12 protein-coding genes and 1 pseudogene are annotated in these 15,845 nt (G+C 32.8%); 9 read left to right on the forward strand and 4 right to left on the reverse strand.

Annotated elements, in window-relative coordinates; translation table 11 throughout:
- Positions 1–97: 97 nt before the first annotated feature.
- Together Q0845_RS01805 and Q0845_RS01810 are read right to left on the reverse strand one after the other, a co-directional pair.
- Complete coding sequence (locus Q0845_RS01805) at positions 98–1,156, reverse strand: M57 family metalloprotease (RefSeq protein ID WP_298508221.1); 1,059 nt, start codon at positions 1,154–1,156, stop codon at positions 98–100.
- A 167-nt stretch (positions 1,157–1,323) separates the two neighbouring features.
- Positions 1,324–3,402 carry an ATP-binding protein gene (locus Q0845_RS01810; RefSeq protein WP_298508224.1) on the reverse strand — a complete coding sequence of 693 codons (2,079 nt, stop codon included), beginning with the start codon at positions 3,400–3,402 and terminating at the stop codon, positions 1,324–1,326.
- Positions 3,403–3,760: 358 nt separating this feature from the next.
- Between Q0845_RS01810 and Q0845_RS01815 the strand changes: the two genes are divergently transcribed.
- The 4 genes from Q0845_RS01815 to Q0845_RS01830 all read left to right on the forward strand — a co-directional run bounded on the left by Q0845_RS01815 (position 3,761) and on the right by Q0845_RS01830 (position 6,107).
- Positions 3,761–4,594 carry a toll/interleukin-1 receptor domain-containing protein gene (locus Q0845_RS01815; RefSeq protein WP_298508227.1) on the forward strand — a complete coding sequence of 278 codons (834 nt, stop codon included), beginning with the start codon at positions 3,761–3,763 and terminating at the stop codon, positions 4,592–4,594.
- 30 nt (positions 4,595–4,624) lie between these two features.
- A complete protein-coding gene (locus tag Q0845_RS01820; protein ID WP_298508229.1) occupies positions 4,625–5,476 on the forward strand; it encodes a hypothetical protein in 852 nt (283 codons plus the stop codon).
- A 28-nt stretch (positions 5,477–5,504) separates the two neighbouring features.
- On the forward strand, positions 5,505–5,672 hold the full coding sequence (locus tag Q0845_RS01825) for a hypothetical protein (RefSeq protein WP_298508232.1): 168 nt from the start codon (positions 5,505–5,507) through the stop codon (positions 5,670–5,672).
- Between the two features lie 84 nt (positions 5,673–5,756).
- On the forward strand, positions 5,757–6,107 hold the full coding sequence (locus tag Q0845_RS01830; protein WP_298508234.1) for a hypothetical protein: 351 nt from the start codon (positions 5,757–5,759) through the stop codon (positions 6,105–6,107).
- Here Q0845_RS01830 and Q0845_RS01835 read toward each other — a convergent pair.
- Positions 6,091–6,636 carry an alpha-ketoglutarate decarboxylase gene (locus tag Q0845_RS01835; RefSeq protein ID WP_298508237.1) on the reverse strand — a complete coding sequence of 182 codons (546 nt, stop codon included), beginning with the start codon at positions 6,634–6,636 and terminating at the stop codon, positions 6,091–6,093. The genes Q0845_RS01830 and Q0845_RS01835 overlap by 17 nt on opposite strands.
- Before the next feature lie 113 nt (positions 6,637–6,749).
- Between Q0845_RS01835 and Q0845_RS01840 the strand changes: the two are divergent.
- From Q0845_RS01840 to Q0845_RS01855, 4 genes and pseudogenes are all read left to right on the forward strand, one after another.
- Positions 6,750–9,521, forward strand: a pseudogene (locus tag Q0845_RS01840) (2-oxoglutarate dehydrogenase E1 component); the annotation flags it as partial.
- Positions 9,522–9,639: 118 nt separating this feature from the next.
- On the forward strand, positions 9,640–10,863 hold the full coding sequence (odhB, locus tag Q0845_RS01845) for a 2-oxoglutarate dehydrogenase complex dihydrolipoyllysine-residue succinyltransferase (RefSeq protein WP_298508240.1): 1,224 nt from the start codon (positions 9,640–9,642) through the stop codon (positions 10,861–10,863).
- Between the two features lie 194 nt (positions 10,864–11,057).
- Entirely contained in the window at positions 11,058–13,094 is a 2,037-nt protein-coding gene (locus Q0845_RS01850) for a carboxypeptidase-like regulatory domain-containing protein (protein WP_298508242.1), read from the forward strand.
- 473 nt (positions 13,095–13,567) lie between these two features.
- Positions 13,568–14,374, forward strand: coding sequence for a hypothetical protein (locus Q0845_RS01855; protein ID WP_298508245.1), 807 nt, complete (start codon positions 13,568–13,570; stop codon positions 14,372–14,374).
- Between the two features lie 15 nt (positions 14,375–14,389).
- Here the strand turns inward: Q0845_RS01855 and Q0845_RS01860 are convergent, their stop codons facing one another.
- The gene (locus Q0845_RS01860) at positions 14,390–14,830 is read right to left on the reverse strand and encodes a retropepsin-like aspartic protease (protein WP_298508247.1); all 441 of its coding nucleotides are present in this window, start codon (positions 14,828–14,830) and stop codon (positions 14,390–14,392) included.
- Between the two features lie 149 nt (positions 14,831–14,979).
- On the opposite strand from Q0845_RS01860, the gene Q0845_RS01865 reads away from it, so the two are divergent.
- A complete protein-coding gene (locus Q0845_RS01865; protein ID WP_298508250.1) occupies positions 14,980–15,747 on the forward strand; it encodes a TatD family hydrolase in 768 nt (255 codons plus the stop codon).
- Positions 15,748–15,845: the final 98 nt, after the last annotated feature.

The following is a 15,845-nucleotide window of genomic DNA, read 5'->3' on the forward strand; positions in this document are numbered from 1 at the left end:
TGTATGCTTTGAATTTGTAAGATGATTAGTGTATTTAAATAAAAATCCCAACAATGGCTGTTGGGATTTATGTTTTATAAAAGTTGATTGAAAGAATTTATTGCCAGCTATAATTTGCTTCGGTCATTTTACTTTCATTTCCGTTAGCATCGATCGCTGTAACACGCATTCTGTATCCATTACGATATTTACGTTTTAGTTCTCTGCTGTAACGATTGGAAGTTGTATTTCTGTAATGATACCAGCCAGTTTTACCACTTTCTTTAATGTTGTTATATACACGATAGCTTACTGCGCCAGGAACAGCATTCCATGTCATTTCAAGTTCCTCATCACCGTCGTGCGTTGCTTGCACATTGGTTGGTGCGTTTATTTGTAAAGGATATAAAGTATCAACCGCAGTTCGGTCTCCTGTTGAAAGTCCACTGTTTAAGGTACATGCAGTTCCTCCATTCATTACAGACGAAGCATCGCTAGTTGGTGTTCCTGCAATATGACTCCCAAAGCTAGAGTTGGTATGAGCAAACGTTAAGCAATGTCCAATTTCATGAATCATATTGTAAAATCTTAGATTGTTTGATACGCTGCATCCATTAAAACTTAAGTTGACACGAATTCTGTAACCAGGCATTCCGTCTGAGGTTGGGAATTCTGCTGCTGCAATGACATAATTAGGAAGCGGATCGCTATTGTCATTCATCACTTGAATTTCTGGATTGAATAAAAAGCCTCCTTGGTACGGCCAATAATAATCAGTTTCATACAAAAAGACAGAACTTCCTGAATTTGCATTCCAGTGTTCCATAGCGTCTCTAGTTGCATTTTTCCAATTTGTTGGTAAAGAAGGATCAATGCGAACACCAACAGTGTTGTCAGAAATTAAATAGGTTGTTCTACGCTGTTTTTGATTGCCTGATTTGTCGGCAAGCTGTGGTCTTCCTTGTTTTGAAAATGTAATATCATCTCCAACAAGAAAATACGATCCCATGTCAACAATGTCTTTCTCGGAAAAACCAAGGTTTTTAATTTCTTGAAGAACAAGTTCAGATTGATCTTCAACTACTGAATTCTCGTCAGTAATTTCTACTGCATCTTTGCTGCAGCTCACAAGGATAAATGGCAGAATAGCCAAGATTGAATAGATGTTTTTTTTCATGATATAAATTTTTTGGTCATTCAAACCTAGCTAAATCCAAAGAGGTGATTATACGGTAAAAATATAATTGAAGTACGGTTTCAGTAAGATAATGTTTACATGAAAGTAAGTTAATGAAATCATAGCGTTATGATTACATATGAGGGGTTTAGAGAGTGTTTTTAGTTTTAGGTAGTTGTGATTTTGTGAATAGTCGCAATAAAATCAGCCGTTAAAAATGGTTTCATAATATAACCATCCATTTCATGCGTATTCATTTTTTCTTCTACTTCTTCACTAGAAGATGCTGTAAGAGCAATGATGGCAACTTCAGAATTGAACGCGCGAATAAGCGAAGTAGTTTCGTAACCATCTAAATCAGGCATGTGTAAGTCCATTAAAATACAATCAAATGTTGCTGCTTTTACTGCAGAAATTGCTTTTTCTCCCGAATCTACCACAGTGGTAATGACCTGAAATTCATCAAGTATTTTTTTAGTGACCAATTGATTTATTTTATTATCATCAACAATTAAAATACGTTTGTTAGCAATTTCTTTGCGGATATTTTCAAGCGTATTATCTTGAAGTTTGGTGGTTTCTTGTTTATGAAAAATAAGCTCAAAACTAAACTTAGCTCCTTGATTCACGTTGCTTTCTATATTAATGGAGCTTTCCATAACATTTAAAATTCGCTTCACAATAGAAAGTCCCAAACCAGTTCCTTTATACGATTGTTCAATTTTTGTTTGTTCTTGATAAAACTTTTCAAAAATCTGTTCTTGTTTTTCTCTCGAAATGCCTATGCCATCATCTTTTACTTCAAAATAAATTTTAACACGTTCTTCTAAATCTTCCAATAATTTTACCGTGACATATATATTACCATTGGTTGTGAACTTAATGGCATTAGAAATCAGGTTGATAAAAACTTGTGATAATTTTAAAGAATCACCTTTTAAAGAGACAGGAATAGTATCGTCATACAGAATATGAATTTTGTTTTTACTGTTGCGAAGTGCATACTCCAAACTATCTGCAATACTATTGATTAGATTTTTCAACTTGAAATCTAATACTTCAAGCTTCATTTCTCCAGATTCGATTTTATTTAACTCTAATACATTATTAATGAGTGATAGCAAATGACCTGCGGAGAAGTTTAAAGATTCTAAATATTCTTTGTGGCTGCTATTTACATTTTCTTTCAGCAATAGTTTTGAAAGTTCAATAACTCCATAAAGTGGTGTACGTAATTCGTGACTAATTTCAGAGTAAAAATTACTCTTTGCTTTTGAAAGCTTTTCTGCTTTCTTTTTTGCAATGCTAAATTGTTTGTTCTTCTTATATATTAAATAGATGCTTATCAAAAGTCCCAATACAAATAATCCAAGAACAGTGTTATACGTTTGAAACTTTGTAATGGTAGCATCTTTAAAATCTTGTTCGGCTTCTAGCAAACGAACTTTTTCTTCATTTTCTCGTAAAAAATTATCAGCTTCAATTTGTTTTGCTTTTTCGAATTCTTTGATTTTATTTAATGAATCATTAAAAATGACATGTTTTTTCATAAAATCATATGCCTTTTCAAGTTTGTTATCTTTTCTAAATAACTCAGCTTGTTCTTTATAAAGGTTTGCTAAAACTTCTATGTGGCTATATTTTTTGGAAGCTTCGATAGATTTATCAAAATATAATTGGTGATTTTTAAAGTCTTTGATCTTGTAATATGCATATGCTAACTGTACATATATAAGTGCTTTTAATTTTCGATCCTCGTACAAAGGAATCTTACTCATAATATCTAGCGTTTCCAAAGAGTATTGAATACCGATATCATACTTTTTTTCTTCATATATTTTAAGTTCGGCAACATTCGATAAAGGATAAATCATATCTACTTCATATCCGCCAGCTTTCGCTAAATCTACAGCTTTATTAAAATACATATTGGCTTTAGGAATACTGTCAAAATCTTTATAATTCACTCCAATATCATTATATGACAATACTAAATTGAAAGTGTCTTTTGCCTTTTCAAAAATATCTTTGGCTTTGAATAAATAGTAAAAGCTCAAAGAATCTTTACTAACGAAATAATGAGAATTTCCAAGTGAAGCATAGCAACGCCCCATTAAAATGCTATCATTTATTTCTTTGGCATACTTGAGTACTTTATTATTAATAGCAATAGATTCTCCATGTTTCCCTTGCTCAAATAACTTAAAGGCTCTTTCCTTTTCTGCTAGCATAGAATCTTTAAGCATATCAGAATTGTTTTGTGACAATGACAAAAATGGAGTTATAAGAATGAAGAAATGGAAAAGTATTCTTTTCAAATTGAGTGACTATTTATTTCATATAATTTACTAAAACTATTGCAAATATTTACTTTTAAATTAATATTTCTCTTTTATAATTATGAAATAGATTGTTGTAAAAGAATATAGAAAAGTAAAAGGTTTTATATCAAGACTTTTGCTTTGAATTTCTGGTTAATCCATATTCTCCATAATTCTTAGGATGTAAAATCATCTATTATGATGATTTTTAAATGCTTGTGTTTTTTGCAATTTAGCTTCTTGTAAAAGTTGTTGCAATGACTTTTATAAGAACACATTTAATATGGATGTAAAAAAAAATAAATACGATATCGTTATTTCGTTTGCCAGAGAGCAAATAGACATAGCTGTTGGACTTGCTTTAGCGATAGAAAGAAAAGGGCTGAAGCCTTATTTTTATCCTTATTCATTAGAGAAAAATATCGGATTAAATTTAAAACATAGCCTGTCAAACATCTATGAATATGAAGGTCTCATTGCAATTGCAATTTTTTCAGAATTATATTTTGATCGAGAATATACAAAAGTAGAATTTGAAGCAATTCAAAGAAGACTTAAAGAGCAAGAAAACTATTTAATCCCAGTACTTTTAAAAGGTCAATACAGTCCGAATCAAATAGATGGATTGACTTATTATACATGGAATAATGATCCTAAACAGTTAGCGGATATTGCTTACGAGCGAATTCAAGACATTTTGGGAACATCAACCCTATTAAGCAATGAAGAAATTGAAAGTATGAACGTGGTAGCTCTCTATCAAAATATAGAGCGCCTGAAGCGATTTCAAAAAAGTGAAAATGCAACACTTCAATATCAATTAGGATTGTGTTATTATTCTTTAAATCAATCTGTAAACGATTTACAACTTTCTGAACAATACTTTAGAAAAGCAATAGTATTACAACCACTATTTCATGAAGCCTTTTTTGGGTTGAGCAAATCAATCGTTGCGCAAAAAAAGTTACACAAAATACGGCACAAAGAACTACAAGAAGCAATTGATTTCTTAAAAAAGGCAATGCAATTACAATCATCAAACAAAAAATACAGAGAGTTTGCCATAGAAATTGAAAAAAACTATTTCCGAAAATTCGGGATGAGAAGCCCTTTTTAATAAAATATAACTAACTCAAAAACTTATATTATGATAAACGATCGAAAATACATTAGAGCTTATTTTGTGAAATTCAATTGGATGTTATTTGTGGTAATCTTATTTGTTTCTTCTGTAATAACATCTATTGCAAACATATTTTTCAGGTATGTTGAGGTATTGAGTATTATGCTAAAAATAATAGCAATTGCATTACCATTAGTATATGTGGTAAAATATGTATTAGGTGCTGGTATGGCATGTGATGACAAAACCTATGATGAAAATTACAAAGAAGATATTTCAAAAATGAAAAAAGTTCTTCTTAAAAAAATGAACTTAAATACTGAAGATATATTAAATCAATTTGAAATTTTAGCGTATCGAAAAAGATTCAATCAAATAAGAATAAAAGAAATTATCTTAGGTGAAAAACCGCCATTCATTCTGAAGAAAAAAGGAATTGATGGCAAAAAAAGAAGAACACCTATAGTATTTCATAATATTATGTGTTTAGAGGATAAGTTGGTAATAGGAATCACTATGCTAGATATATTATCAGGAAACTTGTTAAATACAAAAATTCACAATATTTATTTTAATGAAATTACCACGTATTATTTCGAAGACCATACACATACAGGTAGAAATTGGCTTTGGTTTTTAGAATATTTTACCAATTCTAAAGATGAATCTAACATTGTGCAAGGAAGTATAAAAGAAATGAATATTTCATGTAAATTTATAATAAACACAAAAGGAGGAAAATCAATTGAAATCATCTTACCAAGTGAAGAATTCATAGATAATGTAAATGACACAGAGATTCATCAATCTAGTCAAAGAGATACCATAATGGCTATCCAAAAATTATTAGATGACAAAAAACAAGAAATAGTTTAGTATTTTCACAGTATAAAATTCCAAAACTATGAAGAAAAAAAGTGTAAAACGTTTAGAAATAAACAAACTGAAAATTTCGAAAATTGACTTTTCAAACAAAATAAAAGGAGGTTCTGAAGCTAGACATTGTCCTGAGAATACGATCTATCCTGCATGTCCGTCTGGAGCTGGTTGTGCTGAAGATACTTTCGGATAATTTTTCACATCAAAAAACACAAAACCCTAACATTTTTAGGGTTTTTGTTGTTTTTAATAAGTAGGATTTAGTTACTTTCGTAGGATGCTAAAAAATCATAAGCACATAGAAGAATTGTTAGTTGATGCAACGAAAGAAGCGTTATACGAAAAACTCATTGCGCAACTCAATAAAGACTTTTTATTAGCAAATATTGAAGAGACTTTTCCTGCGGATATTTCTCCAGAATCTCTAAAAAGAGAATTGCACGCAATTGTGTATCAGTTAATTCAAGAAAAATTTGCTGAATACCTGAATCTGCTCTATATCATGGATGTTTCCGAAGCCAAAATCAAAGCATTAGATGGTTCTGACGTAGTCGAACTTTCCGAACAAGTAGCTTTCTTAATGCTAAAACGCGAATGGCAAAAAGTGTGGTTTAAAAATAAACTCTAAAAAACGGCACCAAAGCATCTGCATAAATGCTCTTATCATCATCGTGCAATACATTATAGCGTATTCCAACAGTAATATTATTAGTAGTATATCCAATCCCGAAAAATACGGCAGGTTGCCAATAGTTATCATCTTCAAAAATTGGGTCTTCAAAGTTTCTGCTCACATGTAAATATTCAAACTCACTTGAGAGTTGAATTTCAGGCAACGGATTGAACAAGCCAATAAAACTTCCTCCAACAATCGTTGATTTAAAAAAATCATCATCATTAAAATAGGTGTAGTTTAGTGAAACACCTGCAGAAAACTGTGTATTAAAATCGTAAATAGCACTCGGAGCTACAGTGGCACTAAAAACTCCATTGGCAAAACCTAATCCCAATCCACCACCAAAACGAACATATTGCCAAAAATCACTTCCTTGAGAATTGGTGTTAGAATTATTTTGAGAAAAAGCTGAAAAGGAAAGTAAGAGTGCGAAAATTACTAAAAAAGCACTTTTTGGTCGGGAAAAAACAGAATTTTTCATGTATTAGAAAAGCTTATAGATTATTCCTATAAATATATACAAAACTTGTGATGTGTTTTTGTCAAAAGTTGTATTTTTGATAAAATTTTGTCGAAACAAGACAAGAAAGAAAAAACATGGATAGATTTTCCTTTTTAAATGCAGCACATACAGCATATTTTGCTGAATTATACGATCAATACTTACAAAACCCAGATAGCGTAGAGCCAAGTTGGCGTGCGTTCTTTCAAGGATATGATTTTGGTACTGAAAGCTATGGCGAAGAAATGTCAGAAGCCACAGAAACAATTACGAAAGTAGTCGTTCCTGAAAATGTAAAAAAAGAATTTCAAGTAGTAAAACTTATCGATGGATACCGCACACGTGGACACTTATTTACCAGAACAAATCCTGTTCGTGAGCGTAGAAAATATGAGCCAACTCTAGCTTTAGAAAATTTTGAACTAAACGAAAGCGATTTAGATAAAACTTTTGAAGCAGGTGAAATTCTAGGAATTGGCAAAACAACCCTTAGAAATATCATTACACATTTAGAGCGTATTTATTGCGAATCTATCGGTGTGGAATATATGTACATCAGAAAACCAGAACAGATTAAGTGGATTCAAGATAAATTGAATATCAACGACAATCACCCAAAGTTTTCAAATGATACAAAGAAGCATATTCTAAAAAAATTGAATGAAGCCGTTTCTTTCGAAAACTTCTTACATACAAAATATGTTGGGCAAAAACGTTTCTCGTTAGAAGGTGGAGAATCATTAATTCCTGCCTTAGATGCCGTTGTGGAAGAAGCCGCAAACAAAGGTGTAAAAGAATTCATCTTAGGAATGGCACACAGAGGTCGTTTGAATGTATTGACAAACATCTTTGGAAAATCTGCAAAGAATATTTTTAGCGAGTTTGATGGAAAAGATTATGAAGAAGCTATTTTTGATGGAGATGTAAAATATCACTTAGGATTAACTTCAGATCGTGAAACTGATTCCGGGAAGAAGATCAGTATGAATATTGCGCCAAATCCATCACACTTGGAAACGGTTGGAGCTGTAGTGGAAGGAATTGCACGAGCAAAGCAAGATCGTTATTACGCAGAAAATTTCTCGGAAGTATTGCCAATTGTAATTCATGGTGATGCCGCAATTGCAGGACAAGGGTTGGTATACGAAATTGTGCAAATGTCACAATTAGATGGTTACAAAACAGGCGGAACAATTCACATTGTTATCAATAACCAAGTCGGATTTACAACAAACTATTTAGATGCACGTTCATCTACCTACTGTACAGATGTTGGAAAAGTAACACTTTCTCCAGTATTACACGTAAATGCTGATGACGCAGAAGCCGTTGTACATGCCGCTTTATTTGCGTTAGATTATAGAATGACGTTTAAGCGTGATGTATTTATTGACTTATTAGGATATCGTAAATACGGACACAACGAAGGTGATGAACCTCGTTTTACACAGCCAAAACTATACAAAGCCATTTCAAAACATAGCAATCCGCGTGATATCTATGCTTCAAAATTGATGGAGCAAGGCGTTATTACTGGAGACCATGTCAAAGAATTGGAAAAACAATACAAGGATTCGCTAGAAGTAAAACTAGAAGATTCTCGTAAAGAAGAAAAAACAATCATTACGCCATTCATGCAAGACACTTGGAAAGGTTTTGAACGTGTAGATGAGCACGAAATGGCAAAAGATATTGATACAAAATATCCGAAAGAAAAATTAGAAGAAATTGCCAAAGCCGTTTCAAAATTACCAGAAGACAAAAAATTCTTGAGAAAAATTACGAGAATTGTTTCTGATCGTAATAAAATGTTTTTTGAGAAAAACGAAATCGATTGGGGAATGGGAGAAATGCTGGCATATGGTTCTTTATTACAAGAAGGATATGATGTGCGTATCACAGGACAAGATGTGGAAAGAGGAACCTTCTCACATCGTCATGCAGTTGTAAAAGTGGAAGATTCTGAAGAAGAAATCAAATTGCTAGACAATGTAGCAGATCGACAAGGAAATTTCTACATTTACAATTCGCTACTATCAGAATATGGTGTGGTTGGATTTGATTATGGATATGCCATGGCGAGTCCAAAAACACTCACAATTTGGGAAGCACAATTTGGTGACTTTAGTAATGGAGCGCAAATTATGATTGACCAATATATTTCTTCGGGAGAAGATAAATGGAAAACACCGAATGGTTTGGTAATGTTATTGCCGCATGGATATGAAGGACAAGGAGCAGAACATTCATCAGCACGTATGGAGCGTTATTTACAATTGTGTGCAAAAGACAATATGTATATGGCAGATTGTACGACGCCAGCAAACTTCTATCACTTGTTGCGTCGTCAGATGAAATCAAATTTTAGAAAACCGTTAATCGTATTTACACCAAAAAGTTTATTGCGTTTGCCAAAAGCAGTTTCTACTGTAGAAGAATTTACTAATGGAAGTTTCCAAACCTTAATTGATGATGTAGATGCAAAAGCTGATAAGGTAAAAACATTGGTTTTCTGTACAGGTAAGTTCTATTACGACTTGCTAGAAGAACGTTCAGCATTAGGAAGAGAAGAAGATGTTGCTTTAGTACGATTAGAGCAATTATTCCCATTACCAAAAACAGAAATCAAAAAAGTACTTGCAAAATATACAAATGCAGACGATATTGTTTGGGCACAAGAAGAGCCTAGAAATATGGGAGCGTACAGTCACTTATTAATGCACATTGACGAAGTAAGAAATTTTAGAGTTGCCTCTAGAAGATTTTACGGAGCGCCAGCAGCAGGAAGTTCTGTGCGATCAAAACGTAGACATGCAGAAGTAATAGCGTATGTTTTTGATAAAACTAAAAATAACATGCGTTAAGGATTGTATTTTGCTCATGCTTGTAAAGCGGGTGAATACAAAATAGTAACTGCGGTTGCTGAGCGGAGTCGAAGCAAACGCCAAAAAAAGTAAAATAAAAACTAAAATATAGAACACGATGATTTTAGAAATGAAAGTTCCTTCGCCAGGAGAATCCATCACTACAGTAGAAATTGCAGAATGGTTAGTACAAGACGGCGATTACGTAGAAAAAGACCAAGCAATTGCTGAGGTTGATTCTGATAAAGCGACTTTAGAGTTGCCAGCAGAAGCTAGTGGAACAATCACCTTAAAAGCAGAAGAAGGCGATGAAGTAGAAGTTGGACAAATAGTTTGTTTGATTGATACTAGTGCCGAAGCACCAAGTGGAGGCGATGCGCCAAAAGAAGAAAAAAAGGCAGAAGCACCAAAAGCAGCACCTGTAAAAGCAGAAGCGCCAAAACCAGCTGAGCCAGCAAAAACGTATGCATCAGGAAGTGCATCTCCAGCAGCTAAGAAAATATTGGCTGAAAAAGGAATGGACGCTGCGGCAGTAAAAGGAACTGGAAAAGACGGTCGTGTTACTAAAGATGACGCTGTAAAAGCACAACCAAGTATGGGAACACCTTCTGGTGGATCGCGTGGAAGTGAGCGTAAAAAATTATCAATGCTTCGTAGAAAAGTTGCGGAACGTTTGGTATCTGCAAAGAACGAAACAGCAATGTTAACTACGTTTAACGAAGTAGACATGTCGCCAATTTTTGCGTTACGTAAAGAATATAAAGAAACGTTTAAAGCAAAACATGGTGTAAGTTTAGGATTTATGTCATTCTTTACTTTAGCCGTTGTTCGTGCCTTAAAATTATATCCAGCAGTTAACTCTATGATTGATGGAAAAGAAATGATAAGTTACGATTTCTGTGACATTAGTATTGCGGTTTCTGGACCAAAAGGATTAATGGTTCCTGTAATTAGAAATGCAGAAAACTTATCTTTTAGAGGTGTAGAATCTGAAGTGAAAAGATTGGCAATACGTGCACGTGATGGACAAATCACTGTTGATGAAATGACAGGTGGAACATTTACCATTTCAAATGGTGGAGTTTTCGGAAGTATGTTGTCAACACCAATCATCAATCCACCACAATCAGGAATATTAGGAATGCACAATATTGTTGAAAGACCTGTAGCAATTGATGGACAAGTAGTCATTCGTCCAATCATGTATGTAGCGTTATCTTACGATCACAGAATCATTGACGGAAAAGAATCTGTAGGTTTCTTAGTAGCGGTTAAAGAAGCACTAGAAAACCCTGTAGAATTATTGATGGATAACAATGTAAAAAGAGCTTTAGAATTGTAAAAAATAATTCAATTGATATTATAAAATAGCCATTGCCGAAAAGCAATGGTTATTTTTTTTGGTAAAACTTTAACGAAGTTGCCTACAAATTACTCTTGTTTAGTTATTTATTTTTCAGTATCTTATAAGGTGTTAGTGATAGCTTTTTTTATTGTAATTATTACCAATCTATTGCTCAAAAAAATCAATCAACCATGAAAAAGAATATCAGTTTTATCATTTCTCTTCTCTTTGCAATAACCGCTTTTGCACAGTATGAAATTACCATAGACGCACATGTGTTAGATATTGAAACAAAACAGCCTATTCCGTATGTAAATGTAGAATTTCCAGGAAAAAACCTAAAAGCGGTAACGGATGCTGAAGGGAAATTTACCTTGACTTTTGATGAAGGTTGGATTCGCGACAACGATCGTTTTCAGCTTTTAGCCAATGGTTACAAAGTTGTCAATGTGGACATGTCTAAATTGAGTAAATATTTATCACTTACAGACAAGATTTATTTGACTTCGGAAACAGATTCGAATGCTAAGAATCTATTGAAAGGAACGGTGTACACAGAAAAAAATACATCTATTCAAAATGCCATAGTTCGTGTGAAAAACAGCTTTAAAACTGCGCATACAAATGCAGATGGTTCTTTTGAAATAGCCGCAAATATTGGAGATGTACTTGTGGTAGAATATATAGGCGTGCATGAAAAAGAAATTGCAGTTCGTGATATGAATCCGTTGAGCATCAAATTGAAATCAAATACGGAATTACTGAATGAAGTTACTCTAAAAGGAGAAAAGAAGGTAAAGAAAAAACAATATACCGACACAGGATTTGGACGAATGAGTTTAGATGCTTTTGGTGGCGGAACGGTAATTACCTCCAATAGTATTGGTCCACAACATATTTATGTAAGTGATATTTTGCGTGGAAGTATTGCTGGTTTATTTGTATACAATGGAGAAGGGAATATTAGATCTAGATTCAATGGATTTGCAACACGTAGCATAAATCCTGCAAGCGGAGGACCTTCAATGTCACCCGGACAACCAGTGCTTATCCTCAGAGGAACTCCAGTACAAGTGTATTATGATGGATTTCCTTATTATGGAAATTTAGATGAAATTGAAATTCGTTCAATTGACAATATTGTCGTATTAAAATCGATGGCATCTACCATATTATATGGAGGATTACCAACGATATTGATTACCTCTAAAAATAGATTTTTGAAAAAAGATACCGATGGAAATATGGTGAGTTCTGCATTATTAACAAATAATAACTACAAAGAAACTATTCCTTTAATTTCCAATTCGGAAGAAAAACCAATGTATGTATTGGAGTTGGAGAACGCAAAAAACTATACGCAAGCATTAGAGATTTACGAACAACAAAAACAAAATCCGTTGCGCCAAACCATTCCATATTATCTAAATACTGCTGAATACTTTAAAAAATGGGATTCAGAAAAAGCATTAGCGATTTTAAAAGAAGTAGAAGCGCTTGCGATAGAAAATCCAAAAGCATTAAAAAGTTTAGCTTATAAATTAGAAGAGTTTGGTGAGTTTGCCGCTGCAAAAAGTGTATATCAACGAATTGCTATTTTACTACCAAATTCATCACAATCATACAGAGATTTAGCCCTGGCATACAAACGTGCAGGAAATTACCAAGAGTCTTTAGATTTATACATAAAAATGCTAACGGACTCTTTTGAAAATATAGATTTCTCTGGAATAGAAAAGCCACTATTAAGTGAAATGCAGCAATTGTTGCGTAGACACAGAGTAGAGCTTGATTACAAAGATATTCCATCTAATTTGCTAAAAGCAACCTTTAAATATGATGTGCGTATTGTGTTGGAATGGAATAGAGCTGATGCCGAATTTGAATTGCAGTTTGTCAATCCTACCAAAAAATTCTACTCATGGAAACATTCTTTAATGTCTCAAAAAGATCGTTTGCTTGATGAGGTAAAAAACGGATATTATATGGAAGAATTCATTATTGATGAAGCTGATATGGACGGTGAATGGATGGTGAATGTAAAAAGTTTAGAAACGGAAAAAGCAGTCAATCCAACATATTTAAAATATACGGTATACAGAAATTACGGAACGCCAAATCAAGAACGTACCATTAAAATGGTGAAACTGTACAAGCACCAGCAAAAAGTGACTTTAGATAAAATTAAATATCAGTCGCCACAATCAACAGCATCATCACAACGATAAAGAACTAAAAGTTGATCTATAAAAAGGAAGCTTTTCTACCACAAAGCATAAATATTAATGCAAAATCCAGCAATCAATAAAATAATCTGGATCACAAAAAGTACGGTAAATCGCTTATTGTTATGAGTTAGGGAATTCATGACAAATAGGTTTAATTAATAATATTGTAAAATTCTTAAAAAGGGGGCGAAAATAAATGCGTAATAGTACCTGTTTTTAGTAAACAAGTAGCTTTTACTTGCATTAATAACAGTTATTTTAGTCAAAACCCTACTTCAAATACAAGCAGTTTTATCACAAATAATCACAGATTTTCCTTGTAGTAAAATATTCGTGCCTGTAATTTCGTCTACAGGTTTGGTAATATATTGTGTTAATTGATTAGTTATCAGAGATAAAATGAGTCCTTTCTGAGTTTTAAGTTTCTGTTGTAAAGTGATTTTTTTAATTTGCCAAAATAACCATATCTAAAAATGGCAGAAGAATTATATTTTTTTAAGATCGATCAACAAAAAGTAACACAAGAGCTGATCCCACTTTTACAAGCGTCCGGATCTTTTTCTTTTCAAAATTTCATTAAAAATTCTGATACATACACAAGAATCCTTGAAAACATGAATGCCGATATTAAAAAAAATCAAATGGACGATTTTTTTACTATTTGGGATTGGTTTTATAAAAAAGCTAGAAAAAAATATCCAGAAATACCCGAGGAAACACTCGATGCAAAAGTAGAAATGGACATGGAAGCTTGTGGATTTATGTATTTTAATGAAATACCATCAAAAACACCAGTACGTAAATTTCATGAAATCTTAGTAGACTATGAAGCTAGCATAGACAAAGAAATTGATTTTATATCTACGAAAAATGAGTTGGAAGACTTTTTAAATTACCTTATCTGTTACGCGGGTGAACTTTGCCTATTTCTCAATCGTCACTATTATAAAAATGATGAACTTGAAACAGAAAATGTAGAAATAAAAAATGCGATTAGAAAAATAAATAGGAATGATAATTATTTTCACAAATTGGCACTTTCCAATCTAAAACATGAGACAGCGTATTATATAGAAACTGTTGAAATGTCTAAAAAGTTGACTGAATTCAGAAAAGAAACGATGAATCAGAAAATAGTAACATTGTCTGAAGAACTTACCGAAATATCTAGAAGAGAAAGCGATTTGCTCAACAAAGCAGGAATACTATATTATGGTATTGGCTTAAAGAAAGATATAAAAAACTTCGAAGGTTTAATTCTTAGATTACATTCTTACTAAGAAGACATTGGAAAACTACTTCAAATACAAGCAATTCTTATCATAATCAATCACAGCTTTTCCTTTTCTAAGAATATCTGCGCCAATAATTCCGTGTACAGGTTTGGCATCATGTTGTGTTAATGCAGTATTTACATGATCTAAATTAAACAAAACCAAGGCAACACGTTGTTTTGTCCATTTTCCTAAACGAACCTTATTATTTTTAGAAATTTGTGTGTCCATATTCACGGCACCAGCACCAGCAGCTTTAATTTTAGAATCTTTAGCTTTCAGGTTGAAGATTTTTACGGCTTCAAAACCAACACAAGAGGTCGAAGCGCCAGTGTCTAAAATAAAACTTCCTTCAATTCCATTAATCTTCGCTTTTACTTCGTAATGATTTGTATTAATTCGATTCAACTTAATACGTTTATACCCTTTATCAAGTAAAAACTTTCGCAAACTTTTTTTCATCCAGACAAATATCTAATTCAATTCACTACAAAAATACAAATCAAAATGAATGTGTATGATAAATAATTCTTAAAAAAAGAGAAATCTTAGTGCGCTTTTTTAAAATCAACTTTTCTATATAATCTTATGGAAAATACTATTTTTACGGCATGATAATAACAGATACACATACACATTTATATAGTGAAGCTTTCGATGAAGACAGAGGCGAAATGATGCAGCGTGCTATAAACAATGGAGTAAAACGATTCTTTGTACCTGCAATCGATTCTACGTATACAGAACGCATGTTTCAGCTTGAAAAAGAGTATCCGAATGAAGTATTTTTGATGTCAGGCTTACATCCAACACATGTAAAAGAAAACTACAAAGACGAAATTGCACATGTAGAAGCACTTTTAGCAGATCGGAAATTTTATGCAGTTGGTGAAATAGGAATCGATTTATACTGGGACAAAACGTTTTTAGTAGCACAGCAAGAAGCTTTTCAATATCAAATTCAACTGGCAAAAAAATACAAACTTCCAATTGTCATTCACTGTCGTGATGCTTTTGACGAAGTTTTTGAAGTATTAGAAAAAGAAAAAGACGATTCATTATTCGGAATTTTTCATTGTTTTACAGGAACGAGAGAACACGCCGAAAAAGCAATTGGGTACAATATGAAATTGGGAATTGGAGGCGTAGTAACCTTTAAAAATGGAAAAATAGATACATTCTTAAACGAATTTCCATTAGAACATATCGTCTTAGAAACCGATGCTCCGTACTTAGCGCCAACACCATACAGAGGAAAACGAAACGAAAGTAGTTATGTGATGAATGTGCTAGAAAAAGTAGCTCAAATCTATGGATTGTCTACAGAAGAAGTAGCAAAAATCACCACAGAAAACTCAAAAGCTATCTTTGGAGTTTAAAGTTGAAATTGAATTTGAGAAACAAATCAACGAATCAACAAATTAACGAATTGACAAAAAGACGAATCAACGAATCAACAAAAAGACGAATCAACGAA

It is taken from the genome of uncultured Kordia sp. (assembly GCF_947489565.1).
Taxonomy (GTDB): domain Bacteria; phylum Bacteroidota; class Bacteroidia; order Flavobacteriales; family Flavobacteriaceae; genus Kordia.